The following is a 24,813-nucleotide window of genomic DNA, read 5'->3' on the forward strand; positions in this document are numbered from 1 at the left end:
TCCTCGTTGAGTGACGGTCAGAGTGCGATGTTGACGGCTTTGGTCTGGGTGTAGAGATCGATGGCGGTCGCCCCGAGCTCACGTCCCCAACCGGACTGCTTGTATCCGCCGAACGGCATGGCGGTGTCGAACCCGTTGTACTGGTTGATCCACACCGAACCGGCCTTGAGCTGACGGGCCGTGAGGTGCGCCTTGGACAGGTCCTTGGTCCAGATTCCGGCGGCGAGGCCGTAGATGCTGCTGTTCGCCGCCTTCGCGACTCCCTCCTCTGCGTTGAACGGGAGCGCTGCGACGACGGGGCCGAAGATCTCCTCCTCGACGATGCTGAACTCGGGCTTCACGTCCACGAACACCGTCGGCTCGACGTAGAAGCCGGTGTCGCCCCAGCGCTTTCCGCCGGTGAGGGCGCGGGCGCCGTCGGCGAGTCCGGCGGCCAGGTAGCCGGTGACCTTGTCGAATTGCTCCTGCGACACCAGCGGTCCGAGCTGGGTGGTGGGGTCGAGTCCGGGACCGATCTTGACCTGACTCGCGGCCTCGGCGACCGCTGCGGTGAAGTCGTCGAAGATGCTGTCCTCGACGAACATCCGGGTGCCTGCGACGCAGCACTGGCCGTGGTTGAACAGCCAGGCGTTGAGCGATCCGGTGACGGCGGCGTCGAAGTCGGCGTCCGCGAACACGACGTTGGCGCTCTTGCCGCCGAGTTCGAGCGACACCTTCTTGAGGTTGCCCCTTGCGGCGTCGACGATCTTCTTCCCGACCTCGGTGGAGCCGGTGAACGCGATCTTGTCGACGTCGTCGTGGGCCGACAGTGCCGCGCCGGCATCGCCGTAGCCGGTGACGATGTTGACGACGCCGGGCGGGAAGCCGGCCTCCTCGAACACCTCACCGAGCAGGATCGCGGTGAGCGGGGTCTGCTCCGCGGGCTTGAGGATCACCGTGTTGCCTGCGGCGAGCGCGGGGGCCAGCTTGAATGCGGCCATCAGCAACGGGAAGTTCCAGGGAACGATCAGACCGCAGACGCCGACGGGTTCACGCAGCGTGTACGCATGGAACTGGCCACCGGGGACGAACGGCATGCTCACGTTGACCGTGCTGCCCTCGATCTTGGTGGCCCAGCCCGCGAAGTAGCGGAAGATGTCGGCCGACCAGGCGACGTCGACTGCCGCGGCGATGCCCGCCGACTTGCCGTTGTCCAGCGCCTCCAGCTGGCCGAATTCCTCGGCGCGCTCGGAGAGGATGTCGCCGACCCGCCAGATCAGCCGTTCCCGCTCGTTGGGCTTCATGGTGGCCCACGGGCCCTCGTCGAACGCCGTGCGAGCGGCCCGGACCGCACGGTCTACGTCTTCGGCGCCGCCGCGCGCGACGGTGGTCAGCACCTGCCCGGTGGCCGGGTCGATCGTCTCGAACGTCTCACCGCTCGCCGATTCCACCCACTGCCCTCCGACGAGGAATCGCTTGGTGCCGGACAGAAAGTTCCGTACCGACGGCAAGAGTTCCGCTTGGCTGGGTTCGATCGTCGCTGTCATCAAAACCTCCGAAGTTGTGAATGTGACGTGGCTCATAGTGCACTGGTTGCCATATCACTAACTGTCCTGACTTCGGACACCTCCGGACGGTCGCGGATCGGTGGATGAAACTGCAGCTAGACGGTGATATCGAGGGCTCGGATCCGGACGTAGAGCGTGCTGCGGCTGATGCCCAGCGCGGCCGCGGCATGCACCTTGTTGCCGCCGCATTCCTGCAGTGCGTCGACAATGGCCTGCCGTTCGGCGCGCTCGCGGCCGGCCAGCCGGGACACCCGTGTCGGCGTCCGATACTGGTCAGGTAGATCCGCGACGGCGATGTTCGCGCTGCTGCGCCTGCCCGCAGCGGCCTGCAGCACGACGGACAGTTCCGCGATGTTGCCCGGCCAGTCGCGGGCGATCAGAGCGTCGAGCGCGCTCGCGGTGAGCCGGAGACCGGGATCGACGGAATCGAGGATCCCCTGCGCGATGTCCGCGAATTCGCGGCTGCGTTGCCGCAACGGCGGGAGCACCACTTGTCCGGGGCAGCGGCCGACGAGACCCGCAATGCCCGGCGGCAGGTCACCCAGAGGGGAACTCGTCATCACGATGCGTGGCCCGGCATCGGCGGCCAGCATCTTCACGACCAGCGGCAGCATCGACTCGGGCAGCAGTTGCACTTCCTCGATCACCAGGACCGCGGAGGGTCCGGCCGCCAGCGTGAGAAGTCGGTCGATCCACGCGTCGGCGCCGTCGAGGGCGATGGCGGCGGCGTCCATACATACGAGCGACCGGTCGCCGGCCAGATCACGAACCGCCGTCGTCCTGCCGGTTCCCGGTTCTCCGCTGATCACCACCGGATCCCGGGTCTCGCGCAGTCGCGACAACTCCGACCTGCTGCGTTCGACGACGGAACTCGACGGGGATTTGCCGCGCCGGATGGGGGTGCCGGTCCGGCGGTCCGGTCGGACGACGAACACGGCCCCGCCGTCCGTGCCCGCCACGCGGTCGGCGCGGACCAACGCCGGTTCGCCCGAGGACAGCTGGATGCGCACCGTCTTCGACTGCTCCGGACGCAGGTCCGCGGCAAGTCCTCGCAGCGTCGCGTGATCGGACACCTGGAGCAGGTCGAGCGCCACCCGATTGCTGAGCAGGATGTCCTCGCCGATCGCGGTGACCGCCATCTGATTCTGCGGCGACACCCGCTGGAACGCGTCCACGAGCCGCTGCTGAGACACCCGGGACCCTTCGAGCAGCCGTCGTTCGATGTCCCCGGCCGCGCGGGCCAGGAACGGGGCGAACAGCGGGTTGGCGCGCGACGCGACGCCCGTCATGTCGAGGATGCCCTCGACGCGGCGCGTCACCGGATGGACGATCGGGTGTCCGTAGCAGCTGAGGTCCTTGAACCGCTCGAGGTAGTGCTCCTCGCCGTGGATCACGACTCCACGCCGGACCTCCATCGGCGTCCCCAGCGCGGTGGTCCCGACGCAGTCCTCGCCGAACCGCGAACCCAGCACCGCCCCGGCGCCGTCGATCAGGCGCTCGAGTCGGGGGCCGTCGAAGAGCCGGGCGACGATGCGGCAGTCGCGGTCGGCGAGCAGGACACAGAATCCGGTGCCCTGGATCTGCTGTTCCATCTCGTCGAGGACGGGCCGGGCCGCCTGCAGCAGCCGGCTGGACTTGTCCAGGTCGGAGCAGGGGTCACCGGTCGGCGTCGAACTCGGTTCCAGGCCGCTGAGCGCCGAACGCTTCCAGGACAACGCGATCTCCGGCCGCATCGCCGCGTGCCCGGTCATGCCGCCAAACTCCAACCTCGACTCCTTGCCGCGCGCGGGTCGGGTCGTGCACCGGTGCACGACTCACACCCGAACGTACCCACCCAGTGTGACCCACGCCATAGTGCCTGTGGGCGCGGCGAGCAACTGTCCGGAATCTGGACAGTGCCGCGTTCACTCGTCGAACAGCCCCCGCACGAACGGGATGGTGTCGGCCTGCGAATCGACGAGAGTGCCGCTGTGGTCGGTCGGATACGTCTTGAACGTGACCGGCTCACCGTTGGCGGTCAGTGCCGCGACCAGCGAGAACGCCGAGGGCGCGGGCACGTCGATGTCGGTGAGCCCCTGCCCGATGAACAGGGGACGGTCGTACCCACTCGTCGGGACGCCCATGTAGTCCACGAGCAGCCCATGGAAGTTCGGGATCTGGTTCAGCGGCTTGCTGAACAGGTCGCCGACCACCACACCCTCCGCGGCGTCGTGGAGGTCGTTGACGCACAGCTGCTCCGCGGCGTCCACGTACCGGGCGCCGAGCGGGGTGAGATACGAGTCGAGGTCGATCTCGGGGTGCGCCGACCGCAGTCCCGCGAGGATGTAGAACAGGTACGACGTGAGGCCGGCGGGGATCGCCGTGGGCGGCACCCCCGGGCCCAGCGGCAGCAGTGTCAACTCGATGTTCGCGGGCACACCCGTTCCCACGGCCCCGCGGTAGTCGAGCGTCTCGCCGCCGTACTCGGTGGCGTAGCGGGCGGTGGTGATCGCGGCACCGCCACCCTGCGACTGGCCGACCACCACCCACTTGTTCGACAGGGACTCGTCGACGGCGCGGGCGGCCTTCACCGAGTCGACGACGCTGTGCGCCTCGACCTTTCCGTCGAGGTACGGCATCACACCGGGTGTGCCGAGGCCGACGTAATCGGTGGAGACGACGGCATATCCCTGCTCGAGCCAGCGTCCGAGGTACGGGTAGTCACGCTCGGGAAGCGCGGGACCGACGAGCGAGGGAGCACAGTCGTCCGCGAGCCCGGACGTGCCGTGTGCCCACGCGACCACCGGCCATCCCCCGTCGGGCGCGTCCCCCGGTGGCACGTACACGGCGCCGCTGCTGAGTGCGGGGCTCCCGTCGGACCCGATCGACCAGTAGGTGATTCGCTGCGCGTCGGCAGTGCCGGGGATCCAGAGGTCGGCCGGTAGCGGCTCGACCTCCACGACGCTCCCCGGCCCGCGTTCGGCCTCGTCGGCGAACGCGGCCGGGGAGGCGAGGCAGGTGCCGCCCACCGTCAGAGATGCGATCGCGACACTTGCCGCGGCTCGCGCCATACGTACCGAGTGTGTCTTCACCGCTTCAAGATAGAGCCTCCCCGCACGTGAGTGGCAAAGCGTGCGGGAGCACACTTTGCCACTCACGTGCGCTACGTCTGGGACGCGAGATCCCGTCCCCGGGTCTCCGGGATCGTGAACAGTGCGGCGATCGAGACCGCGACCAGCGCGAGCGCGTACCACTCGAAAAGTTCCGGCGTACCGCGGTCGGCGAAGAACGTCTGGACGTATGCGGCCGTCCCGCCGAACGCTGCCACACCGATCGAGTACGGCACTCCGACACCGGCGGCACGTAATCCGGTCGGGAACAGTTCGGCCATCATCGCGGGCATCACGGACAGGATCGCGCCCATCACGAACAGGGCGATCGCCATCGCGATGAACAGCGTGACCGCGCTGTGCCCGATCATGGCGTTGAGCGGGAACAGCAGGGCAGCGATACCGACGTTGCCGATGTACAGCACCGGTTTGCGTCCGATCCGATCCGACAACGCACCCCAGAACGGCAGCGACGCAATCAGTACGAGGTTCGCGCCGACCCCCGCCCACAAAGCGCCGGACGGATCGATGCCCCGGACGGTGATCGCGTACGCCGGCGCCGACACGGCCCACACGTAGTAGACGACGGTGCCGCCGACCGTGAAGAACAGGATCTGGAACACCTGCCGCCGGTGCGCCAGGAACAGCTGCCACATCGACTGCTTCGCCGTCTCGTCACCCGACTCCTCGTAGACTTCGGTCTCCTTCATCCGGGACCGCATCCACAGCACGAACAGCCCGAGCACGCCGCCCAGCAGGAACGGCACCCGCCACCCCCAGTCGGCCATCTGCTCCGAACTCAGCGTCGTCGTGAGCAGTGCGCCGAGAAGCGTGCCGACGACGACTCCGGTGGTGTTGGAGATGTAGATGAGACTCGACCACAGTCCACGCCGGGCCGTCGGCGCGAATTCGACGATGTAGGTCTGCGCGGAGGGCAATTCACCGCCGTGCGCGACGCCCTGCGCGAGGCGCGCCACGACGAGGACCACCGCCGCCGCGACACCGATCGTCTGATGGGTCGGGGTCAGACCGATGATCAGGCTGCCGACCGCGGCCAGTCCGACGGCGAGCGTCATCGACAGCTTGCGTCCCCGCCGATCCGACAGCCAGCCGAACAGCAGACCGCCGAACGGCCTGGCGACGAATCCGACGGCGAAGACGCCGAACGACGCGAGCAGGTCGGAGACCGCGGAGCCGGTGTGGAAGAACTGCGGGGCGAAGAACGCGGCGAACGTCGCGTAGACGGTCCAGTCGAAGTACTCGATCCCGTTGCCCGTGCCCACGCCGACGATCGCGCGGGTCTTCTCCCAGCGCTCGGATCTCTGCTGGACGGTGTTCACGGTCCCGCTCTCGGTGGCGATCTCGGTCATCGTGCGTCGCTCCCCGCCGCCACAGCAGCATTGTCGGACCGGGCCTTGTCCAGCCGTCGAACGGCCAGTCCGGCGTAGATGGCGGCGGCGTCGGCGAGCACCGCGTCGTCGAATTGCGCTCGGGGCGAATGGTTCATGGGAGCGGCAGCGGGATCGGCGCCGGGCATGCACGCGCCCAGTCCGATGAACGCACCGGGCACTTCCTGCAGGACGTAGGAGAAGTCCTCGGACCCGGCCATCGGGTGCGTGACCGTCTCGTATCGGTCCTCGCCCATGAGGTCGCTGACCACTTCGGCACCGAACGCGACCTCGTCGACGTCGTTGATCGTCATCGGGAACTCCGGGGCCACGGTGACGTCGACCTCGACCCGTTGCGCGGACGCCACCCCCTCGAGCACCCGGCGCAGCGCCGCCGGCACCTTCTCATACGTGGCGGGCGAGTAGCACCGGACCGTCGCTTCGAACCGCGCATCGTCGGGGATGATGTTGTGCCGCGACCCGGCCTGCACGTTCGCGACCGTCACCACGACGGGATCGAACACGTCGAACGTCCGGGTGATCATCGTCTGCAGCGACGTGATCATCTCGGCCATCGCGGTGATCGGATCCCGGGCGGTCGACGGGGACGATCCGTGTCCACCCGCCCCGCGCACCGTGACGGTCAGCTTGTACGACGCCGCGAGCAGCGTCCCCGCCTTGGAGAAGAATCGCCCCTGCGGCTTCTGGCAGGAGAAGACGTGCATGCCGTAGGCGGTGTCGGCGCGGCGGCCGGCGGCGTCGAGGACACCCTCGTCCACCATCACCTTGGCGCCGTCCCACCCCTCCTCACCGGGCTGGAACATCAGGACGACGTCGCCCGCCAACTGGTCGCGATGACGGCTGAGCAGTTGGGCGGCGCCGACCAGCGCGGCGGTGTGCAGGTCGTGCCCGCATCCGTGCATGGCGCCGTTCTGTGCCGCGAAGTCGAGTCCGGTCTGTTCGGTGACCGGGAGTCCGTCCATGTCGGCGCGCAGCAGCACCGTCTGCGCGGCGTCGATCGAGCGCCTGCCGCCGCGAAGCACCGCGGTCACCGACGTCGTGTTCGTTCCCGTCGAGATCTCGAGCGGCAGGCCGGCCAACGCCTCGAGGACACGTTCCTGCGTGCGCGGCAGGTTCAGTCCGACCTCCGGTTCGCGGTGCAGTACGCGACGCAACTGCACGAGGTCGCCCTGGAGGGCGCGGGCGTCGTCCACGAGATTCATTGCTCTCCCTTATGTCGGTGGTCACTTTCTCGACCGAATGCGTCGGTGGTCATATGCTGTGATCCGCGCGGCGACGGACCTCCGAGATCGTCGAAAACGATCATCAGCGCCGATTGAGGGAAGGTTTTATGAGCGAAACGCTGACAGAATCCGAACTTTCGCTCATTCATGCACTGCAGATTCGTCCACGCGCAACGTGGTCCGAGCTCGCCCCGATCCTGCGGACGACGTCCGCGACGCTGGCGAGGCGGTGGGAGTCGATCACCGAACGCGGACTGGCCTGGATCACCGCGTACCCCGCGCCGATGACGGGCGCCGGTGCGTTCACCGCCATGATCGAGGTGACGTGCGATCTCAGCGGCACGAAGGCACTGGTCGAGGCGCTCACCCGGGACCCGCGGGTGGCGTCGATCGAACATGCGGCTCGCGGGCGGGACCTCATCCTGACGGTGCAGACGGGATCCCTGCACAAATTGTCGGACCTGGTGCTCGAGGAATTGCCCCGCCACCCGAGTGTCAATTCGACCCGGACCCACACGTGCACCGCACTCCACGCCGAGGGCAGCCGCTGGCGCCTCGATTCCCTGGACACGGCACAGTCCGCCGCGATCGCCGCACTGGAGAACACCCCTCCGCAGTCCGGATCGGCGCGGCCGGAAAGCCTGACCGACGAGGTCGCCCGCGCGCTCGTCCGCGAACTCACCCGGAACGGCCGGGCATCCGCGCGCGAGATCGCCTCGGTCATCGACCGGCCCGCGTCGTCGGTTCGCAGACAGCTCGCGGGGTTGCTGCGCTCCCGGGCCGTGGTGCTGCGCTGCGACGTGGCCCAGGACGCGACGCGGTGGCCCATCACCGTCACGTGGTGGTGTCGCCTGCCCGTGCGTGCACACCGGGAAGTCGTCGAGATCGTCAACGCCCGGCCCGAACTGAGGTTGTGCATGTCGCTCACCGGACCCGCGAACTTCCTCGTCAGCATGTGGGTGCCTTCGCTGCCCGACCTGTTGCGGGTGCAGGAGTGGCTGGAGAGCCGGGCCCCCAGCCTCGAGATCATCGACTCGTCGGTCACGCTCCGGTCCCGGAAGCGGATGGGGTGGGAACTCGACACCCACGGCCGCGCGACCGGTTATGTCACCGTGCACGGCAACTGACCGCTACGGTCGAATGCGCATCATCGGACCGGCTGGAACAGGTGATCACCGTGACCTCTACCGCGAAATCGTCGACTACCGGCGAGCGCGCCGACTTGCTGGAGTCGCTGGCGAAACACCGCTACTTCCTCCGCTACACCGTCCGGGACCTCACCGACGAACAGGCGGCCCAGCGCACGACGGCGAGCGAACTGTGCCTGGGCGGACTCGTCAAACACGTGTCGGACGTCGAACGGGTGTGGGCCGACTTCATCGTGCGCGGCACCGACGCCGTGCGTGGCGGTCCCACGGACGGCACCGGCACCGACAATCGCGAGAAGGAGTTCACCCTCCGCGACGACGAGACGCTGGCCGACGTCCTCGACCGCTACGCGAAGGTGGCGCACCGGACCGACGAGATCGTGGCCTCGCTGCCCGACCTCGACATCTCGCATCCGCTGCCGAAGGCGCCGTGGTTCGAACCGGGATCACGCTGGTCCGCGCGCCGGGTCCTGCTCCACATCATCGGGGAGACCGCCCAGCACGCCGGGCACGCCGACATCATCAGGGAGGCTCTCGACGGGTCGAAGTCGATGGGCTGAGTCAGCCGCGTTTGCGGGCCTCGATGAGGAAGCGGGTCGAGTGGGCCACGAACGGCCCCTCCGCCTCGATCAGGTCGTGGAGTTCCCGCAGACGTTCGCGGTACTCCGCGACGGTGAAGCCGGGCACCATCCAGATCACTTTGCGCAGGAAGTAGATGACGGCGCCGATGTCGAAGAACTCGATCCGCAGAGATTCGAAGCGGAGATCGACGACGTCGAGACCGGCGGCCTGCGCGTCCGCACTCTCGTCCTCGTAGTGGCGGCCACGCCGCACCGTCTCCGGTTGCGGCCCCAGGAAGTACTCGACGAGTTCGAAGACACTCGCATGCCCGACGTGCTGCGAGAAGTACGTGCCTCCGGGTCGCAGGACGCGGGCGATTTCGTCCCACCACACCGTCGCGGGATGCCTGCTCGTCACTAGGTCGAAGGCGCCGTCGGCGAACGGCAGCGGCGGTTCGTCCGCGTCGGCCACCACGACCGCACCGAGCGGATGCAGCAGCGCCGTCGCCTTCGCGACGTTCGGCGGCCACGATTCCGTCGCCACCATCACGGGAGGCATCGTCGTTGCACCGGCGAGGACCTCCCCTCCCCCGGTCTGGATGTCCAGAGCGGCGTCCGCGCGCGCGAGGCGTTCACTCATCAGACGCTGATACCCCCACGACGGCCGCTGTTCGGTGGCCCGGCCGTCCAGCCAGGAGAAATCCCAGCCGTCCACCGACACGGATTCCGCCTCGGCCACCAACTCCTCGAATGTGCGTGCCATGCCGGGAAGCCTGTCAGAAAGTCCCGGATCGATCGAGCGGATTATCAGGGAAGCACCGGACCCTCGCCGATGTTGATCCAGGCATGACCGTGCCGGAACACCGCACCCGAATCGCCGAGGAACGCGCCGATGCCGAACGCCGCATCGCCTCGCTGACCGGCCGCTTCACCGCAATTGTGGAGGGGTCGGAATTCACCACGGACGACGACGAACACGACCCCGAGGGCTCGACGATCGCCTTCGAACGGGCCCAGGTGTCGGCTCTACTGGCAGACGCGAGGCGCGAGGTCGAGGACCTGGCGGCGGCGCAGCAGCGACTCGACCGTGGGACGTACGGTCTCTGCATTCGGTGCGGTCTGCCGATTGCCGATGTGCGACTCGACGCGCTGCCTGCCGCGCAGACCTGTATCGACTGCGCCGGTTAGCCGGTGTCGCCGGGCAGGAGGGCTCCCCATTCCCGGGTGGCCACGTCCCGTGCCCGTCGATGGTCGTCGGCGTCGGGGTGCACGCCGTCGGCGAGGTCGGCGAGAGCTTCCGCCAGATCCCCGACATCGACCTGATGCCGCATGGAGGAGTCGAGTAGTTCGTCGAAGGCCTGGTCCGCGCTGTACGAGCTACCGCGCGCGGTGGTCAGGATCTGTACTGCAGCGTCCAAAGCGGACAGGTGCCGTGTCGCGCGGGTGTCGCGGTGAGCTTCGATCGTCAATCTTCCGCCTCTGAGGTGTCGCCACTGGGCGTTGCCGGTCTCTTGTCATCACATCACATCACGATCCGGACGTCCGTGTTGCCGAATCGAGACCGTGTCCGAAAGTTGTTTCTCGCCAGCAGGATACGAACTCCGGCAAGATACTTGTAACTCGCGTTACTACTCCAGGGTTCTACCCGTCGGTAGGGGGCGGGCGGCACGACATTTCTGAATGGCTCCAGAACAGCGGATCGAAACCGAACAGACTGGCCGTTCCGTAATACTGGTTTCCGGGTGGAGGCCCTCCGCCCGACGCGATCGGACGGCCGTGCGCCGCGCAGTCCTGTGGACCCGTGTGACCAGAACTGTTCAGAATCGGGATGATTGACGTGAAACTCGTCGTCGACCTCAATCGGTGCCAGGGCTACGCGCAGTGCGTGTTCCTCGCACCCGGCGTCTTCACCCTGCACGGAGAAGAGGCTCTTCTCTACGACGCGGGCCCCACCGACGACGAACGCGACCACGTGGCGCAAGCCGCCGCCGCGTGCCCGGTGCATGCCATCACCACGGACATCCCCGACCGACACGATGGGCAGTGACGTGCGGATCGTCATCGTCGGAGCGTCGCTCGCGGGCCTGCGCGCCGCGGAGGCACTGCGGGGGCAGGGCTTCGACGGTTCCCTCACCCTGATCGGCGACGAACCCTACGAGCCGTACGACAGGCCCCCGCTGTCGAAGGCCGTGCTCCTCGGAATCATGCCGCCCGACCACGCGGCGCTGCCCTTCCGCCCGGACCTCGACGCGCAGTGGCGGCTCGGCGTGCGGGCCACCAGTCTCGATCTGGAGCACAACCGGGTGGTTCTCAGCGACGGCGACACCGTCGAGTTCGACAAGGTGCTGATCGCGACCGGCGTCCGCGCCAGGCCGTGGTCGAATTCGTCCGAGGCCGCACTCGACGGCGTCTTCACCATCCGAACCTGCGACGACTCACGCCGGCTGAACGAGCGACTGTCCGCCGGACCACGTCATGTCCTGGTGATCGGGGCCGGGTTCACCGGCTCGGAGATCGCGTCGGTGTGCCGGGAACGCGGGCTGTCTGTGACGGTCACCGAACGCGGCCCGGCACCGCTGGTCGGCGCGCTCGGCGGAGTGGTGGCGGCGGTCGCGGCCGACATGCAACGCGACCACGGCGTCGACCTGCGCACCGGGGTCACGGTGACCGGGCTCGACGGGGACGGCAACGGGCAGCTGTGCCGTGCGCATCTGTCGGACGGGACCACACTCGACGTCGACGTGGCGATCGTCGCGCAGGGCAGTATCCGCAACACCGACTGGCTGTTCGGCTCCGGCCTCGCCGCCGGGCCCCGCGGAGTCACGTGCGACGCCGGTTGCCGGGCGTTCGACATCAACGGCATCGTCACCGACAACGTGTTCGTCGCCGGCGACGTTGCGCGGCAACCGCATCCGCTCTACGACTACCAGCTGCTGGCATTGGAGCACTGGGGTAACGCGATCGGTCAGGCCGAGGTGGCGGCGCACAACATGATCCACGACGGTCTCCGCCGGCGGCCGCACCTCGAGATTCCGGCGTTCTGGTCCAGCCAGTTCGACGTCAACATCAAGTCCGTGGGCATCCCCACCTACTCCGATCAGGTGGTGATCACGCAGGGGTCCGTCGCCGACCGGCGTTTCGTGGCGGCATACGGCTTCCGCGGACGCGTCACGGCCGCTGTGGCGTTCAATCAGGGTAAGTGGCTCGACTTCTACCGGGGACTGATCGAGTCTGCCGCGGCGTTTCCCCCCGACTTCGATGTCATGGACCGGGAGGAGCCGTTCGAGGTGCGTGCGTCGGAGTTGCCGGACCCGGCCGTTCTCAGCCACGGCCCCACCGTCGCGGTGACCGGCCATCTGCCCACCGAACGTCGCGTCGAGTTCGTCTCGCTACCGAAGTAACAGGGAGAGTGTCCATGTCGCGTGCGCAGCTGTTCCAGCGGATCACCGACCAGGCGAGCCGGCCGAATCCGTATCCGCTGTACGAGGAACTTCGTGAGACTCGGGTGGCGCCGCAGGACAACGGTTCCTACCTCGTCGGACGGTACTACGACGTGAAGGCACTCCTGCACGACCCGCGGATCAGCTCCGACCTGCACAACCGCGGACCGGGACTCCCCGGATCGGATCGTGCCGGCGAGGGGCCGGAGTCCTTCCTCAAACTCGATCCGCCCGAGCACGATCGACTACGCAGACTGACGACGCGGCAGTTCGGTCCGCCGCACAGCCCCGACCGAATCGACTCCATGCGTGGCGAACTCGCCGCACTCGTCACGAAGCTGGTCGACGGGCTGGACGGTAAGGAGCGCATCGACATCGTCGACGACTTCGCGTACCCCTTCCCCGTCACCGTGATCTGCCGACTACTCGGGGTGCCCCACGAGGAGGAACCCCGGTTCCACGCCTGGGCCGACGCGCTGGTGGCAGCCATCGACCCGCGGCGTGCCAGCGCCGACAACGATCAGGTGAAGGTGGCGCAGAAGGCTCAGATGGAGATGGCCATGTTCATGGCAGGTCTCATCGAGGACCGTCGCCGCGAACCCGGTGACGACATGTTGTCGGGGCTTGCCAACGATTCGGGGCCCGACGGTCAGTTGAACACCGTCGAGTTGGTCACCAACTCCATCCTGCTGTTCATCGCCGGGCACGAGACCACCGTCAACCTCATCACCAACGGCATGCTGACCTTGCTGCGCAATCCCGACGTTCTCGAACGTCTTCGCGCCGAACCGCAGTTGATGCCGCAGGCCGTGGAGGAACTGCTCCGCTTCGAACCGCCCGTGCATCTCCTGGGCCAGCGCACGCCGATCGTGGACATCGAAATCGACGGTGTCACCGTCCCGAAGGGTTCGCCCCTCGTCCTCGCGTTGGCATCGGCGAATCGTGATCCCGAACGTTTCGTCGACGCCGACAAGTTCGTTCCCGACCGCGCGGACAACCAGCACGTGGGTCTGGGCAGCGGCATCCACAGTTGCTTCGGCGCACCCCTCGCCCGCCTCGAGGGGCAAATGGCGCTCGCCGAACTCATCCGCCGCCTCCCCAATCCGCGCCTCGTCGAGGACCCGCCGCCCTACCGGCCCAACCCGGTGCTGCGAGGTCCGCGGCACCTGCTGGTGGACTGTGGGTGACGGGGCTTACCGAGAACTACGCGAGAATTCCGTCGATAAGGATGCTCGCGCCGAGCGCAGTTCCGAACACGTGCTGTAACGCGAGTACCGGTCATCGATCGCGTTGGCGACGGTGGAACCCCTGTAACTGTCAGGGCGAGCAGTTCGAACATCAACTTGGTGCGGGTCGACGAGGGAGGTGTCGGCCCGCATCCCATTTCCATTGGCGAGTACCTTTACCAGCGCAAGTATCTGTACGAAGCGACCGGGTTACCGCAAACCCGAAACCTGCCGCTGATCGCCGAGTGGCCGAGGACGGACTCGAACCCGCGACCACGCACCTGGTGCTTCCGGACCAGTCAGAACTCGCCGCCGCGATCAATCCTCTGCCTTGGTGGAATCTGACGACCGTTGGTGGACCGATGACCGGACCTCGTCTATAGCCGGTCAAAGCAGAGGGCTGGCCGCTCTCGATCCGTTGTTTCCGCACAGTGAACTCGCCCTCCGAAATCTTGGCCAACCCCGGCACAGTGGGACCGGCCGCCCATCCGCCGTCGACGGTGGATGGGTAGATGCCGACGCCGGATTGAGAATGTCGCGGTCTGTCCTGCCCCCTATAGGCCATCGGAGTGCCATGCTGCATCCGATTCGTCACGATCGCCGCGCCCCGCTCCACTCAGTCAGTATCCTTGCCAGTCAACCCAACCCGGCAAAGGAATCGCCCACCGTAGCCGGCCACCGAGCCAGGACCGATCGACGGTCACCGATAGCGCACCCTATGCGGCGTCACTCAGGAGAACCGCTTCAGTGATGTCCAAATGTAATCCTCGGAGGAGCGCAAAACTGTGCGGCGCCGCCCAGCTGAAGGGTGCGACGTGTCGGTGACCGGGTTGGCTTCAGTCTTTCGAGGGTCTAACGACCAGTGACATCGAGGGCTGACTGGAGGACGATCAAAACGACCGGTCTCGTCTTGGCTGGTCACGGAGACACGATTCGTTTGGCCGGTGGCGGATCATGCCCCGATGGACTACCGCAAACTCGGGACGGCGGGTGTCTGCGAATGCGAAAAGTGTCGCACCGGCTCCGGCGCGTGCCCCCTCGTGGTGCAGCAAGAAGACCGCACCTCGAGTCAGAAGCGTGGCAATGCGAACGGACGCTCGAGAAGGACCTGCCATGAACGGCTTCAGAACCGGGCTGATGGACGGTGCACTGCACGTTCGATTCGCCCCCGATTTGCTGCTCCGAACTACCCGACAGATTGCCGCCGCTGGTGGGGCAGACTCGATGTGGATACCCGATCACCTCAACGGCGTGTTTCCGTCGTCAATCTGGAACCCGAAATACCTCGGCGTGGCCAAACTCGCGCCGCGAGCGGACGCAATCTACGAACCCTGGACCACCCTGGGCTACATCGCCGCACAGAACCGGATCACCCGGCTGAGACTCGGCGTGGGGGTTACCGACGCCGGAAGGCGAAACCCCGCCGTGACGGCGCAGGCCGCCGCCACACTTCATCACCTCAGCCGCGGGCGGACCATCCTCGGTATCGGCCCCGGCGAACGTGAAGGCAACGAACCGTACGGGGTTGACTGGGCGAAGCCGGTAGCACGATTCGACGAGGCGATCGCAACCATCCGCGCCCTGTGGGACTCGGGCGGCGCGCCGGTGACCCGGGAATCGCAATTCTTCCCGCTCCATGACGCTGTGTTCGACGTCCCGCCGCACAAGGGCGGATGGCCGGAGATCTGGGTCGCGGCGCACGGCCCGCGGATGCTGGGCATCGCCGGCAGGTACGCCGACGCCTGGTTCCCCTCCTATCCGCAGCAGCCGAAGCAGTACTCCGAAAAGCTCGCCGTGATCAGGTCGGCGGCAGAGGGCGCCGGACGCGATCCGTTGGCCATTACGCCGGCGGTGTTGTTCTTCGTTTTGACCGCGAGCAGCAGCGCACAGGTCGACGAGATGGTCGGATCGACTACGGCCCGGGCATTCGCACTGTCCGCATCCGCCGAGGTGTGGGCACGCCACGGCGTCGAGCACCCGATGGGCCCTACATTTTCCGGTATCCAAGACTTGCTGCCGCAGACCATCGATGAACACACCGCCCTCAGCTATGTCGAACGTGTGCCGCCGTCGTTGGTCCGTGAAACGTGTCTAGCCGGGACCCCGTCGGAAATACTCGATCAACTGAGCGAATGGCGCGACCACGGCGTCCGATACGCCGTCATTGCCAATATCAGCCCTGTTCACCCCAAACTCCGTGTTGGCCTCGGCTCTTCACTCTCACTCGTGCAGCTTCTCCGCGGTATGCGCCGACTGTGACCAACGTCGGGGTCTCCCAGTCCGACATCCCAGTAACGAACGACCACTACTGCGGGACTGTGTGAGTCCCCGCAGAGAGCGCGGCTTGCGTGCGGGCGGGTCCTCATTAGGCGGTTTCCGGGAGGCCGAAATGCTGCGGGTTCGGCGTAGAGCCGTGTTGCGGTCACTGGATCACAGTCAAGCGCGGGTGCTCGACATCCCCCGGGACACTAATTCCGAATTTTCGTGCGGACTTCACAGCCTCCGTGTGCCGCGGTGTAGTTGCGTGGGTGATCCACCCCATGCGAGCAAACCGCGCGCTGCTCAGGCGCGCTGACGCTCCTCCCGCCGACTGGGACAACACCAGCACCGTCCCGTTGGCCCGTCTGGTGACGATCGTCATCCCAGGGCGCAAATCGGGACACCCTCAGAGGGATTCCTGGACGCGCGGAGGCGGCAAGTTTCGTCGCGACGCGTGGTCCGTAGAGCGTCTTGGTGACCTGCCTCTCGAGGCAGCGTTGGGCGTCGCGGGCAGTCTTGCTTCGTCGAACCACCGTTGGCGCTGACGGTCCTCTGTCGAGCGGTCGGGTGGCAGGAAGCCGACGAACCATCCCGCGGCGTTCTCCTATGGGCACGCTACGAACCCGTCGGTGCGGACACGAGCCGACGAACCATCCCGGGGTCCGGGGTAGCTGACAGCGTGTTATCACGGCGCCCGAGCCTCTCCTCGCGCATCCTCGATCAACTCACCGGGGTGATGTCGGTGGTTGATGCGGGGTCTTCGGGTGGGGTCGATGTGTGGTGGCGGGATCCATTCGGTTCGGCCCGCGTATGCGGAGTGATGGGGCGCGGACCTCGTCGCCCACCCGGCCGGACCGTCGTTGACCTGAGCGTGGCAGGCGTCGCAGACCAGGGCGAGACCCTCGATGTCGGTGTGTCCGCCCTTGTGCCAGTCGGTGACATGGTGCACCGCACACAGACTCGCCGGCGCCGAACACCCCGGCCGGGTGCAACCCCCGTCCGAGGAGATCAGGGCGAGCCGCTGATCGGCGCTGGCCAGACGACGCCGCCGCCCCAGGTGCAGTGGACGACCCGCATGGTCGAACAGCGCGAGCACCGGATGCGCCTCCTCGGCCAGCGCCAATGCGTCCGCGATGGGGAGCACCCCACCTGTGGCTGTCGTGGCCAGGCCCCCGACCGCCTGCTCCAACTGCTCGAGTGTCATCGTGACGATCACTGTGGCCGGTAGACCCCGGTGCCGGCCGAGCACCCCCGACTCGAGCAGCGCCCGGAACACTGCGCTGAAGGCGTCGTGATTGCGCTGCGCTGCGGTGCGGGTATCGCGGGCGGCCGCCGCCGCCAACAGGTCACGATCGATCGACGGGTCTTCGCCGTCACCGGCCGGTGAGTCGGGATCGTCCGGATTGTTCATTCCGGGCCGCGCCCATTTTGCGAGGATCGGATCGAGCATCGCCCGCGCGACGGGGTCGAGTTCACCGGAGATTCTCGACATCAGTTCGGTGTCCTGCCGGCCGATCGAGATGCCCCGTCGGCGTTTCCGGTCGCGGTCGTCGCCAAGGTTCCCGTCCGGATTCAGGTATGCCAGCAGCCGATGCCCCGCCTGCTCCACATCCTCCGGGGTTCCGCTCCTCGCCAACGTGGCCAGTACGGCCTCGGCGTCGGCCACCGCGTCGTTGTCGACGGCGTGGGGAATCTTGCGCATCACCTTCGCGATCGCCCGCACATGATCCGTGCCGATGTCACCGTCGCTCTGTGCCGCAGCGGTTTCCGGCAACACCGGTGGCATCGGAACGCCAGCGAGAGTGTGCCACACCCCGAGCTCGCGGGCGGCGGTGACGCGGGCGGACGCGTCCGCGCCCGAGATCCGGAGCACGTCGATCAGGAGTTTCTTCGGCGAGGTATACCCCAGACTCGCCGGGACCGAACGTTCCACGCTCTCCACGACCAATCGGTGTGAGACCGACTCCGCACGGCGAAGGCACTGCTCCATTCCGCGCATCACCTCGACGAGCTCGGAGTCCGACAACTCGGCCAGCCCGGCATCGAGCAGCTCGTCGACAGCGGCAGCGACATTCAACAGATGCTCCGCCACCCCGCTACCCACCGACCCCCCAGTCGAACTCATGTGGCTCTTCTGACCTTTTGATGGGTGATCTCCGCGAGCCTGATAGACGCAACGCCCTCCCTCGCATAGGTTTTGGTTTGCGAAGACAAGACCTAAGGGAGAAGGCGTTGCGCGCTGCCAGAATACTGCAGAAACTGCTAGGAATCGACAAGGCCCGGATAATCGGTATCGAATTCACGGACGACGAACGAGGGCCGGTGATCCTGGTGACCCTCGAGCCGCACGCCTCGGTGCGATCCCGCTGTCCGCATTGTGAACAGCGCTGTCCCGGATACGATCGCCCGAATCGACCTCGACAGTGGCGTCATCTGGATATGGGCGGCACGCGGTGCTTCGTACAAGCTTCGGTGTCGAGAATTCGATGCCCCGAGCACGGCGTGGTGACCGAGATGGTGCCGTGGGCACGGCCGGCTGCGAACATGACCAGGGCATTCGACGACAACGTGGCGTGGTTGGCCGCGCACAGTCCAGCTACGTCGGTGTGCGAGTACGCCCGAGTGGCGTGGCGATCTGTGACCAGGATCGTCACCCGCGTCGTCGGCGACGCTGTCGGACGTACTGATCGGCTCCAAGGGCTGCGGCGCTTGGGGATCGACGAAATCGCCTACCGGAAAGGTCACCGATACCTCACCGTGGTGGTCGATCATGACACAGGCCGACTCGTATGGGCGGCCGAAGGGCACAACGAGAGCACCTTGAATCGATTCTTCGACGAGTTGGGTGAAGAACGCACAGCTCGTCTGACGCATATCAGTGCTGATGCTGCGAAGTGGATCGCCTCGACCGTGCGCAGTAGGGCGCCGCAGGTGAAGCGGTGTATGGATCCGTTTCATGTGATTCAGTGGATGACGCGGGCTCTGGACCGGCTGCGGTCGCGTGTGTTGTCGCGGTTGTGGGGGTTCACCGACCGGGATCGACGGCACCTGCGGTGGGCATTGTTGAAGAACGTCGAGAATCTCACCCCCGCGCAGATATCAGTCCGAGCAAAGATCCTCGAGGATAGAAACAGCGAACTGTGTCGAGGATATGTCCTGAAAGAGCAACTGCAACATGTCTATTCCGGATCGAAGAAGAGGGCCTCGGTACGACTGCGAGTGTGGGTGCAGATGGCCCAGGATAGTGGGATCCCGGAACTTGTAGGCCTGGCTAAGAGCATCGCTCGCTATCGGCGCGAGATCCTCAACGCAATCGAATACGACCTGTCCAATGCCCGCGTCGAGGCCAACAACACCCACCTGCGGTCGCTGACGAAGCGATCCTAGGGATTTCACAGCCCAGAGGCCTTGATTGCGATGGCGACACTTACACGAGGAGGGGCGTGCCCACCTCTTCCGCAACGTTAATCGCCCACCAAAGGGTCAGGACGGCCACTCATGTGCGAATAGTATCGCGGGGGTCCGACAAGTTTCGGACGCGAAACCCGACGGCCTTACCGCTTCGACACCGCGACATACACGAGCCGCTCAGAGCCGGCAGGCGCGTGGACATGCACCCCCGCCGGAGGACAAACAAAATTCAGTACGCCAGAACCGTTGCAAGCAAGACTCATAAAGAGATACCTGACGCTGGAAGCCAAGCCCACGATGCAACGTAGCTGTCGCCAGCGATCCTTTGGACACGCTTCCGACCGAGCCTCGCCACCGAACCGATCAGAGCCCGCGATCGCGCAGTGACTCGGACGGCGTCACGCCGTACTTGCGGCGGTAGGCGGCGGCGAATCTGCCGGTGTGCATGATCCCCCAGCGTGTCGCGACTTCGGAAACAGTTGCGCAGGAATCGCTTCCGGTGAGGTCTGCGTGGACACGCTCGAGGCGCACGTCGACGAGGTACTCCATCGGTGTCATGCCCACGTATTCTCGGAACCCCTGCTGCATGCGCCGGACGCTCACGCCGACGAGTTCGGCCATCTCCCCCGCGCTCCACGGGCGGGCCGGGTCCTGCTGGATCGCGTCGATGACCCGCTTGACGATGCGCGGCCGGATTCCCGCGGCACCCGTGTCGTCGTCCGGCATCGCGGTGAGCACGAGCGCCGTGGTCAATGCTCCACACAGTTGTTGCGACACCTGATCGCTGTGCAGGAGAACGCTGTCGCGCAACGCCTGGTCGGCGACGGAGCGGACGAACCTCAGCCAGTCGGCGCCGGCGCCGGTGCGTAGGTCGAGTTGCCGCGGCAACTCCTGCCCGGGCCGTGCGAGCACGCGGTCCATTTCGCGCTGCAGGTAGTCCCTGTCCACCTTGAACCCGATGATCTCGCAGGAACTGCTCCAGTTGGTGATGACGGTCCGGGTGTCGGGCGGGCAGATGGTGGCCAGCCCCGGTGTCGAGGTCACTTCCGTGCCGCCGGTGACGGAGACGATGCGGCCGGCCAGCGGGATGTTGATGCCGTAGGCACCGGGATGGTCGGACTCGATCGACACGGGCGCCCCGAAACCGATCCGGGCGAGCCTGGACGCGCCCATCTGGGAGGACTCCAGCGACGATCGCGCCGCGGTGTCCCGCGACAGCGGACGCAGCTCGTGAGGGAAGTACGCGTCCGCAACCACCTCGTGAACCTCGTCCCAGTCGGTGAAACCGGGACCTTCCAGCTCTCCTCGCATGCGTACGTCCAGACCTCTCACCTCGCGCCACGACCGCGCATGGGCAACTCCCGACCCTAGCATCGCCTGTGACTCACGTCACTGCAAGCACCGGCGACCCCCGTCCGGCAAACCCGTTTCGCGTTCCGGATCGCGCCTTCGCAATGCGGATCGACGGACTGTGACGCCCGTCATACGTTGTGCAGGTCCCCCATCGCGGGGGCTATCGCACGAATCGTGCAGAAAGGCGGTCAGGAGAAATGGACCAGCGCACTCTGCGTAACATTTTCGGCCAGTTCGCCAGTGGCGTCACCGTGATCACGTGCGCCAATGCCGCCGGCGAGCCGCACGGCGCGACCGTCACCGCCTTCACCGCCGTCTCGATCGAGCCGCGGCTGTGCCAGGTGACGTTGACCCGGAAATCGAAGGCATGCAGCTACCTCGGTGATGCACCGTTCGCGGTGAACATTCTGGCCGCCGATCAGCTCGACACGGCCATGCATTTCGCCGGCAAACCGCAACGGACGGAACCGGTGTGGGACGCCTCAGGCATCGCTCCCGCACTGTCCGGCAACGCGGCGACGCTCACGTGCTCGCCCTGGGCGTCCTACGACGGTGGTGACCACATCATCTTCATCGGCGAGATCGTCGACGCGTCCGTCGACCAGACCAAGGACCCACTGTTGTTCTACCGCAGCACCTTCCACGATCTCGGTGCCGCGTCGGGCACCACGGCGTGGAACGGCTGCCTCGACGACCCCCACAGCGGATGGTTCGACGCCGCCGCGTCGTTCACACCACTCCACCTGCAGCTCGCCCAGGCTGCCTCGTAATCCTGACCGAAAGGGAACACCATGACCACCACCGAAGCTGCCGCCGATACCGACGTCGACCGCACGAAGGTCAATGTCGCCGCGGACTGTGAAGCGAACCGGACCGCGAACTTCGCCACCCGCCCGATGACCGGTGACGAGTACATCGAGTCGCTGCGTGACGACCGCGAGATCTACCTGCACGGCGAGCGTGTCAAGGATGTCACGACGCATCCGGCGTTCCGTAACCCGATCCGGATGACCGCCCGCCTCTACGACGCGATGCACACCGGCGAGCACGTCGACGCCCTGACCACCCCGACGGACACCGGCAGCGGGGGTGTGACGATGCCGTTCTTCCGGGCGCCGAAGAACTCCGACGATCTGCTGAAGGATCGTGACGCGATCGCCACCTGGGCGCGGATGACGTATGGGTGGATGGGCCGCAGCCCCGATTACAAGGCGTCGTTCCTCGGCACCCTGCACGCGAACAAGGAACTGTATTCACCGTTCCAGGACAACGCCGAACGCTGGTACAAGGAATCGCAGGAGAAGGTTCTGTACTGGAATCACGCGATCATCAACCCGCCGGTCGACCGGCAGCTCCCGCCCGACGAGGTGGGTGACGTGTTCATGAAGGTGGAGAAGGAAACCGACGCCGGTCTCATCGTCTCCGGTGCGAAGGTCGTGGCGACCGGGTCGGCGATCACCAATTACAACTTCATCGCCCACTACGGCCTGCCGATCAAGAAGAAGCAATTCGCGCTGATCTGCACCGTGCCGATGGACGCACCGGGGGTGAAGCTGATCTGCCGCACCTCCTACACCCAGCAGGCCGCGGTGATGGGCTCCCCGTTCGACTACCCGCTGTCGAGCCGGATGGACGAGAACGACACCATCTTCGTCTTCGACAAGGTGCTGGTGCCGTGGGAGAACGTGTTCATGTACGGCGACGTGGACAAGATCAACGCGTTCTTCCCGCAGTCCGGGTTCCTGCCCCGCTTCACCCTTCAGGGCTGCACCCGCTTGGCGGTGAAACTGGATTTCATCGCCGGGCTGTTGATGAAGGCCCTCGACGCCACCGGAGCGGGCGGCTTCCGCGGAGTGCAGACCCGCGTCGGTGAGGTCATCGGCTGGCGGAACCTGTTCTGGTCGTTGACCGAATCGATGGTCCGCGACCCGGAACCGTGGGTGGGTGACACCGTCATCCCGAAGCTCGAGTACGGACTGACGTACCGGATGTTCATGCAGCAGGGCTACCCGCGGATCAAGGAGATCATCGAACAGGACGTCGCGTCCGGGCTGATCTACCTGCCGTCCTCGTCCGCCGACTTCAAGAGCCCCGACGTCCGCCCGTACCTCGACAAGTACGTCCGCGGCTCGGAGGGCATGACCGCGGTCGAGCGCGTCAAGATCATGAAGGCGCTGTGGGATTCGATCGGCAGCGAGTTCGGTGGCCGCCACGAACTCTACGAGCGCAACTACGCCGGCAACCACGAGGGCGTGAAGGCGGAACTGCTGATGTTCGCCGAGAACCGGGGCACGGTCAGCTCGATGAAGGGTCTGGCCGAGCAGTGCCTGGCCGAGTACGACCTGGACGGGTGGACGGTGCCCGACCTGATCGGCAACGACGACGTGTCCTACTTCGGCCGCAGCTAACCGCGCAGACCAGGAGAAACCATGACCACCATCGACAGCCCCACCGCGGTCGGCTCCGGCAACGCCGCCACCGACAAGTTCAAGGGCGCAAGGTTCACCGCCGACACGTCCCCGGAACGCCTGTCCGCGATCGCCACCGAGGCGCTCGCCGGGCTGAGCGCCCTGATCCACAAGCACGCCGTCACCTACCCGGAGTACCGGGTCCTCAAGCAGTGGCTCATCGATGTCGGTGAGGGTGGCGAGTGGCCGCTGCTGCTCGACGTGTTCGTCGAGCACGACATCGAGGAGGTCAACTCCACCCGGTTCCGGGGCACCAAGGGCAGCATCGAGGGACCGTACTACGTGCCCGGCGCACCGGAACTGCCCGCGCGGTGCACCCTGCCGATGCGCGAGGAGGACCGGGCCCACCCCGCCCTCGTCCTCCGCGGCCGGGTCACCGACCTCGACGGGGCAGGCCTCGGCGGGGCGATCATCGAGTTGTGGCACGCCGACGACGAGGGTTACTACTCGCAGTTCGCCCCGCACCTGCCGGAATGGAACCTGCGTGGGACCATCGTCACCGACCCGGACGGGCGGTACGAAATCACCACCATCGAGCCTGCCCCGTACCAGATCCCGACCGACGGCCCGACCGGACAGTTCATCGAGGGGGCCGGCTGGCACCCGTGGCGTCCGGCGCACCTGCACCTGCGGGTGACGTCCCCGGGCAAGCAGCCGATCATCACCCAGCTGTACTTCGCCGGCGGCGACTGGATCGACGACGACGTCGCCACCGCAACCAAACCCGAACTCCTTCTCGACCCTCAGCTCGACGACGCCGGGCGTAAGGTTGTCAGCTACGACTTCGCGCTCGATCCCGCCGCGGACTGAGACACCCACCCTCCCCCGGGCGACGCGAAAGATCGTGTCGCCCGGGGGATCGACGTTTGTGGAGGAAACATCATGCCGAGCACATCACCGGCGCGGACGACAGAGTTCGTGCACACCGCGACGGCCGTGATCGAAGTGGTCGTCGAGGGCAGCGGTCCGTCGGTGATCCTGCTGCCTTCCCTCGGCCGCGAGTCATACGACTACGACGACGTCTCGGCGGGACTCGCGCAGAACGGTTTCCGGGTGTGCCGTCCCCAGCCGCGCGGCATCGGCCGGAGCACGGGACAGCTGGAGGACATCACGTTGCACGACCTGGCCGCCGACGTCGGAGCAGTGATCGATGAACAGGACAACGGTGCGGCCGTCGTTCTCGGACATGCCTTCGGGCACTACGTCGCACGGATGCTCGCCGCCGACCGGCCCGACCTGGTGCGCGGGGTCGTCGTGGCTGCGGCGGGTGCCCGCAACTACCCAGCCGCGCTGACGGCGCTGGCGGTCAAATGCTCCGATTCCTCACTGCCCGAGGCAGAGCGGATCGGCTACCTGCAGGCCGGATTCTTCGCACCCGGCAACGATCCGGCCGAGTGGCTGACCGGCTGGTATCCGGAGGTGTCGAAGCGGCAACTCGCTGCCTCGGCCGCCACACCCAAGGACGAGTGGTGGGAGGTCGCGCACCAGCCGATCCTGGACCTGCAATCCGCTCTCGATCCGTTCCGTCCGCGCGAGACGGAGAACGAATTGCTTGATCGGTTCGGCGAGTTGGTCACCGTGACCGTCATCCCGAATGCGAGCCACGCGCTCATGCCGGAAGCGCCCGCACAGGTTGTGCGGGCACTCACCGACTGGATTCGGGCTCTCGACAGCTGAGTG

21 protein-coding genes are annotated in these 24,813 nt (G+C 66.6%); 12 read left to right on the forward strand and 9 right to left on the reverse strand.

Going from position 1 to position 24,813, the window contains the following annotated elements; translation table 11 throughout:
• Nucleotides 1–17: 17 nt before the first annotated feature.
• The 5 genes from ACLIVD_RS31420 to ACLIVD_RS31440 all read right to left on the reverse strand — a co-directional run bounded on the left by ACLIVD_RS31420 (nucleotide 18) and on the right by ACLIVD_RS31440 (nucleotide 7,247).
• Nucleotides 18–1,526, reverse strand: a complete 1,509-nt coding sequence (locus ACLIVD_RS31420) for an aldehyde dehydrogenase family protein (protein ID WP_011595222.1) — start codon at nucleotides 1,524–1,526, stop codon at nucleotides 18–20.
• 116 nt (nucleotides 1,527–1,642) lie between these two features.
• Nucleotides 1,643–3,358 carry a sigma-54-dependent Fis family transcriptional regulator gene (locus ACLIVD_RS31425; RefSeq protein WP_491931207.1) on the reverse strand — a complete coding sequence of 572 codons (1,716 nt, stop codon included), beginning with the start codon at nucleotides 3,356–3,358 and terminating at the stop codon, nucleotides 1,643–1,645.
• Nucleotides 3,359–3,451: 93 nt separating this feature from the next.
• Nucleotides 3,452–4,597 (reverse strand): lipase family protein, encoded by a 1,146-nt coding sequence (locus ACLIVD_RS31430; protein ID WP_477952678.1) that lies wholly within the window; start codon nucleotides 4,595–4,597, stop codon nucleotides 3,452–3,454.
• Nucleotides 4,598–4,689: 92 nt separating this feature from the next.
• Complete coding sequence (locus ACLIVD_RS31435) at nucleotides 4,690–6,006, reverse strand: MFS transporter (RefSeq protein WP_491931208.1); 1,317 nt, start codon at nucleotides 6,004–6,006, stop codon at nucleotides 4,690–4,692.
• Nucleotides 6,003–7,247: a M20 metallopeptidase family protein gene (locus ACLIVD_RS31440; RefSeq protein ID WP_317568193.1), complete on the reverse strand. Its 1,245-nt coding sequence runs from the start codon at nucleotides 7,245–7,247 to the stop codon at nucleotides 6,003–6,005. Before ACLIVD_RS31440 ends, ACLIVD_RS31435 begins: the two co-directional genes overlap by 4 nt.
• Nucleotides 7,248–7,375: 128 nt before the next feature.
• Between ACLIVD_RS31440 and ACLIVD_RS31445 the strand changes: the two genes are divergently transcribed.
• Entirely contained in the window at nucleotides 7,376–8,395 is a 1,020-nt protein-coding gene (locus ACLIVD_RS31445; RefSeq protein ID WP_283333729.1) for an Lrp/AsnC family transcriptional regulator, read from the forward strand.
• Nucleotides 8,396–8,436: 41 nt separating this feature from the next.
• The gene (locus tag ACLIVD_RS31450; protein WP_280780561.1) at nucleotides 8,437–8,976 is read left to right on the forward strand and encodes a DinB family protein; all 540 of its coding nucleotides are present in this window, start codon (nucleotides 8,437–8,439) and stop codon (nucleotides 8,974–8,976) included.
• Nucleotide 8,977: 1 nt separating this feature from the next.
• Here ACLIVD_RS31450 and ACLIVD_RS31455 read toward each other — a convergent pair whose 3' ends face one another.
• Nucleotides 8,978–9,739: a class I SAM-dependent methyltransferase gene (locus tag ACLIVD_RS31455; RefSeq protein ID WP_317568192.1), complete on the reverse strand. Its 762-nt coding sequence runs from the start codon at nucleotides 9,737–9,739 to the stop codon at nucleotides 8,978–8,980.
• A gap of 83 nt (nucleotides 9,740–9,822) precedes the next feature.
• Here ACLIVD_RS31455 and ACLIVD_RS31460 point away from each other — a divergent pair, with 83 nt between their 5' ends.
• A complete protein-coding gene (locus ACLIVD_RS31460) occupies nucleotides 9,823–10,164 on the forward strand; it encodes a TraR/DksA family transcriptional regulator (protein WP_280780563.1) in 342 nt (113 codons plus the stop codon).
• Here the strand turns inward: ACLIVD_RS31460 and ACLIVD_RS31465 are convergent.
• On the reverse strand, nucleotides 10,161–10,445 hold the full coding sequence (locus tag ACLIVD_RS31465) for an ANTAR domain-containing protein (RefSeq protein ID WP_280780564.1): 285 nt from the start codon (nucleotides 10,443–10,445) through the stop codon (nucleotides 10,161–10,163). The two genes, ACLIVD_RS31460 and ACLIVD_RS31465, sit on opposite strands and share 4 nt — an antisense overlap.
• 359 nt (nucleotides 10,446–10,804) lie before the next feature.
• Between ACLIVD_RS31465 and ACLIVD_RS31470 the strand changes: the two genes are divergently transcribed.
• From ACLIVD_RS31470 to ACLIVD_RS31485, 4 genes are all read left to right on the forward strand, one after another.
• Complete coding sequence (locus ACLIVD_RS31470; protein ID WP_005251142.1) at nucleotides 10,805–11,023, forward strand: ferredoxin; 219 nt, start codon at nucleotides 10,805–10,807, stop codon at nucleotides 11,021–11,023.
• Nucleotides 11,013–12,377 carry an NAD(P)/FAD-dependent oxidoreductase gene (locus ACLIVD_RS31475; protein ID WP_491931209.1) on the forward strand — a complete coding sequence of 455 codons (1,365 nt, stop codon included), beginning with the start codon at nucleotides 11,013–11,015 and terminating at the stop codon, nucleotides 12,375–12,377. The genes ACLIVD_RS31470 and ACLIVD_RS31475 overlap by 11 nt, the downstream gene beginning before the upstream one ends.
• Before the next feature lie 14 nt (nucleotides 12,378–12,391).
• Nucleotides 12,392–13,603 carry a cytochrome P450 gene (locus ACLIVD_RS31480; RefSeq protein WP_491931210.1) on the forward strand — a complete coding sequence of 404 codons (1,212 nt, stop codon included), beginning with the start codon at nucleotides 12,392–12,394 and terminating at the stop codon, nucleotides 13,601–13,603.
• Between the two features lie 1,152 nt (nucleotides 13,604–14,755).
• Complete coding sequence (locus ACLIVD_RS31485) at nucleotides 14,756–15,901, forward strand: LLM class flavin-dependent oxidoreductase (protein WP_491931211.1); 1,146 nt, start codon at nucleotides 14,756–14,758, stop codon at nucleotides 15,899–15,901.
• Between the two features lie 685 nt (nucleotides 15,902–16,586).
• On the opposite strand, the gene ACLIVD_RS31490 is transcribed toward ACLIVD_RS31485, so the two are convergent.
• A complete protein-coding gene (locus tag ACLIVD_RS31490; RefSeq protein ID WP_477955187.1) occupies nucleotides 16,587–18,026 on the reverse strand; it encodes an HNH endonuclease signature motif containing protein in 1,440 nt (479 codons plus the stop codon).
• Nucleotides 18,027–18,046: 20 nt separating this feature from the next.
• Between ACLIVD_RS31490 and ACLIVD_RS31495 the strand changes: the two genes are divergently transcribed.
• Nucleotides 18,047–19,288, forward strand: coding sequence for an ISL3 family transposase (locus ACLIVD_RS31495; protein ID WP_491931212.1), 1,242 nt, complete (start codon nucleotides 18,047–18,049; stop codon nucleotides 19,286–19,288).
• A 387-nt stretch (nucleotides 19,289–19,675) separates the two neighbouring features.
• On the opposite strand, the gene ACLIVD_RS31500 is transcribed toward ACLIVD_RS31495, so the two are convergent.
• The gene (locus tag ACLIVD_RS31500) at nucleotides 19,676–20,623 is read right to left on the reverse strand and encodes an AraC family transcriptional regulator (protein WP_283333722.1); all 948 of its coding nucleotides are present in this window, start codon (nucleotides 20,621–20,623) and stop codon (nucleotides 19,676–19,678) included.
• A 239-nt stretch (nucleotides 20,624–20,862) separates the two neighbouring features.
• On the opposite strand from ACLIVD_RS31500, the gene ACLIVD_RS31505 reads away from it, so the two are divergent.
• The 4 genes from ACLIVD_RS31505 (at nucleotide 20,863) to ACLIVD_RS31520 (ending at nucleotide 24,810) form a co-directional block, all read left to right on the forward strand.
• Entirely contained in the window at nucleotides 20,863–21,435 is a 573-nt protein-coding gene (locus ACLIVD_RS31505; RefSeq protein ID WP_491931213.1) for a flavin reductase family protein, read from the forward strand.
• 21 nt (nucleotides 21,436–21,456) lie between these two features.
• A complete protein-coding gene (locus tag ACLIVD_RS31510) occupies nucleotides 21,457–23,073 on the forward strand; it encodes a 4-hydroxyphenylacetate 3-hydroxylase family protein (protein ID WP_280780570.1) in 1,617 nt (538 codons plus the stop codon).
• A 21-nt stretch (nucleotides 23,074–23,094) separates the two neighbouring features.
• Nucleotides 23,095–23,943, forward strand: a complete 849-nt coding sequence (catA, locus tag ACLIVD_RS31515) for a catechol 1,2-dioxygenase (RefSeq protein ID WP_283333721.1) — start codon at nucleotides 23,095–23,097, stop codon at nucleotides 23,941–23,943.
• A 72-nt stretch (nucleotides 23,944–24,015) separates the two neighbouring features.
• Nucleotides 24,016–24,810, forward strand: a complete 795-nt coding sequence (locus ACLIVD_RS31520) for an alpha/beta fold hydrolase (RefSeq protein ID WP_491931214.1) — start codon at nucleotides 24,016–24,018, stop codon at nucleotides 24,808–24,810.
• Nucleotides 24,811–24,813 lie beyond the last annotated feature (3 nt).

Source organism: Rhodococcus sp. G6(2025) (assembly GCF_058628105.1).

Bases quoted from the DNA above. Each gene is read 5' to 3' on its own strand.
- ACLIVD_RS31445 (WP_283333729.1), top strand. From the start codon at position 7,376: ATGAGCGAAACGCTGACAGAATCCGAACTTTCGCTCATTCATGCACTG.
- ACLIVD_RS31455 (WP_317568192.1), bottom strand. From the start codon at position 9,739: ATGGCACGCACATTCGAGGAGTTGGTGGCCGAGGCGGAATCCGTGTCG.
- ACLIVD_RS31460 (WP_280780563.1), top strand. From the start codon at position 9,823: ATGACCGTGCCGGAACACCGCACCCGAATCGCCGAGGAACGCGCCGAT.
- ACLIVD_RS31500 (WP_283333722.1), bottom strand. From the start codon at position 20,623: ATGCGAGGAGAGCTGGAAGGTCCCGGTTTCACCGACTGGGACGAGGTT.
- ACLIVD_RS31490 (WP_477955187.1), bottom strand. From the start codon at position 18,026: ATGAGTTCGACTGGGGGGTCGGTGGGTAGCGGGGTGGCGGAGCATCTG.
- ACLIVD_RS31435 (WP_491931208.1), bottom strand. From the start codon at position 6,006: ATGACCGAGATCGCCACCGAGAGCGGGACCGTGAACACCGTCCAGCAG.
- ACLIVD_RS31440 (WP_317568193.1), bottom strand. From the start codon at position 7,247: ATGAATCTCGTGGACGACGCCCGCGCCCTCCAGGGCGACCTCGTGCAG.
- ACLIVD_RS31485 (WP_491931211.1), top strand. From the start codon at position 14,756: ATGAACGGCTTCAGAACCGGGCTGATGGACGGTGCACTGCACGTTCGA.
- ACLIVD_RS31420 (WP_011595222.1), bottom strand. From the start codon at position 1,526: ATGACAGCGACGATCGAACCCAGCCAAGCGGAACTCTTGCCGTCGGTA.
- ACLIVD_RS31495 (WP_491931212.1), top strand. From the start codon at position 18,047: ATGGGTGATCTCCGCGAGCCTGATAGACGCAACGCCCTCCCTCGCATA.
- ACLIVD_RS31520 (WP_491931214.1), top strand. From the start codon at position 24,016: ATGCCGAGCACATCACCGGCGCGGACGACAGAGTTCGTGCACACCGCG.
- ACLIVD_RS31480 (WP_491931210.1), top strand. From the start codon at position 12,392: ATGTCGCGTGCGCAGCTGTTCCAGCGGATCACCGACCAGGCGAGCCGG.
- catA (WP_283333721.1), top strand. From the start codon at position 23,095: ATGACCACCATCGACAGCCCCACCGCGGTCGGCTCCGGCAACGCCGCC.
- ACLIVD_RS31470 (WP_005251142.1), top strand. From the start codon at position 10,805: ATGATTGACGTGAAACTCGTCGTCGACCTCAATCGGTGCCAGGGCTAC.
- ACLIVD_RS31430 (WP_477952678.1), bottom strand. From the start codon at position 4,597: ATGGCGCGAGCCGCGGCAAGTGTCGCGATCGCATCTCTGACGGTGGGC.
- ACLIVD_RS31475 (WP_491931209.1), top strand. From the start codon at position 11,013: ATGGGCAGTGACGTGCGGATCGTCATCGTCGGAGCGTCGCTCGCGGGC.
- ACLIVD_RS31505 (WP_491931213.1), top strand. From the start codon at position 20,863: ATGGACCAGCGCACTCTGCGTAACATTTTCGGCCAGTTCGCCAGTGGC.
- ACLIVD_RS31510 (WP_280780570.1), top strand. From the start codon at position 21,457: ATGACCACCACCGAAGCTGCCGCCGATACCGACGTCGACCGCACGAAG.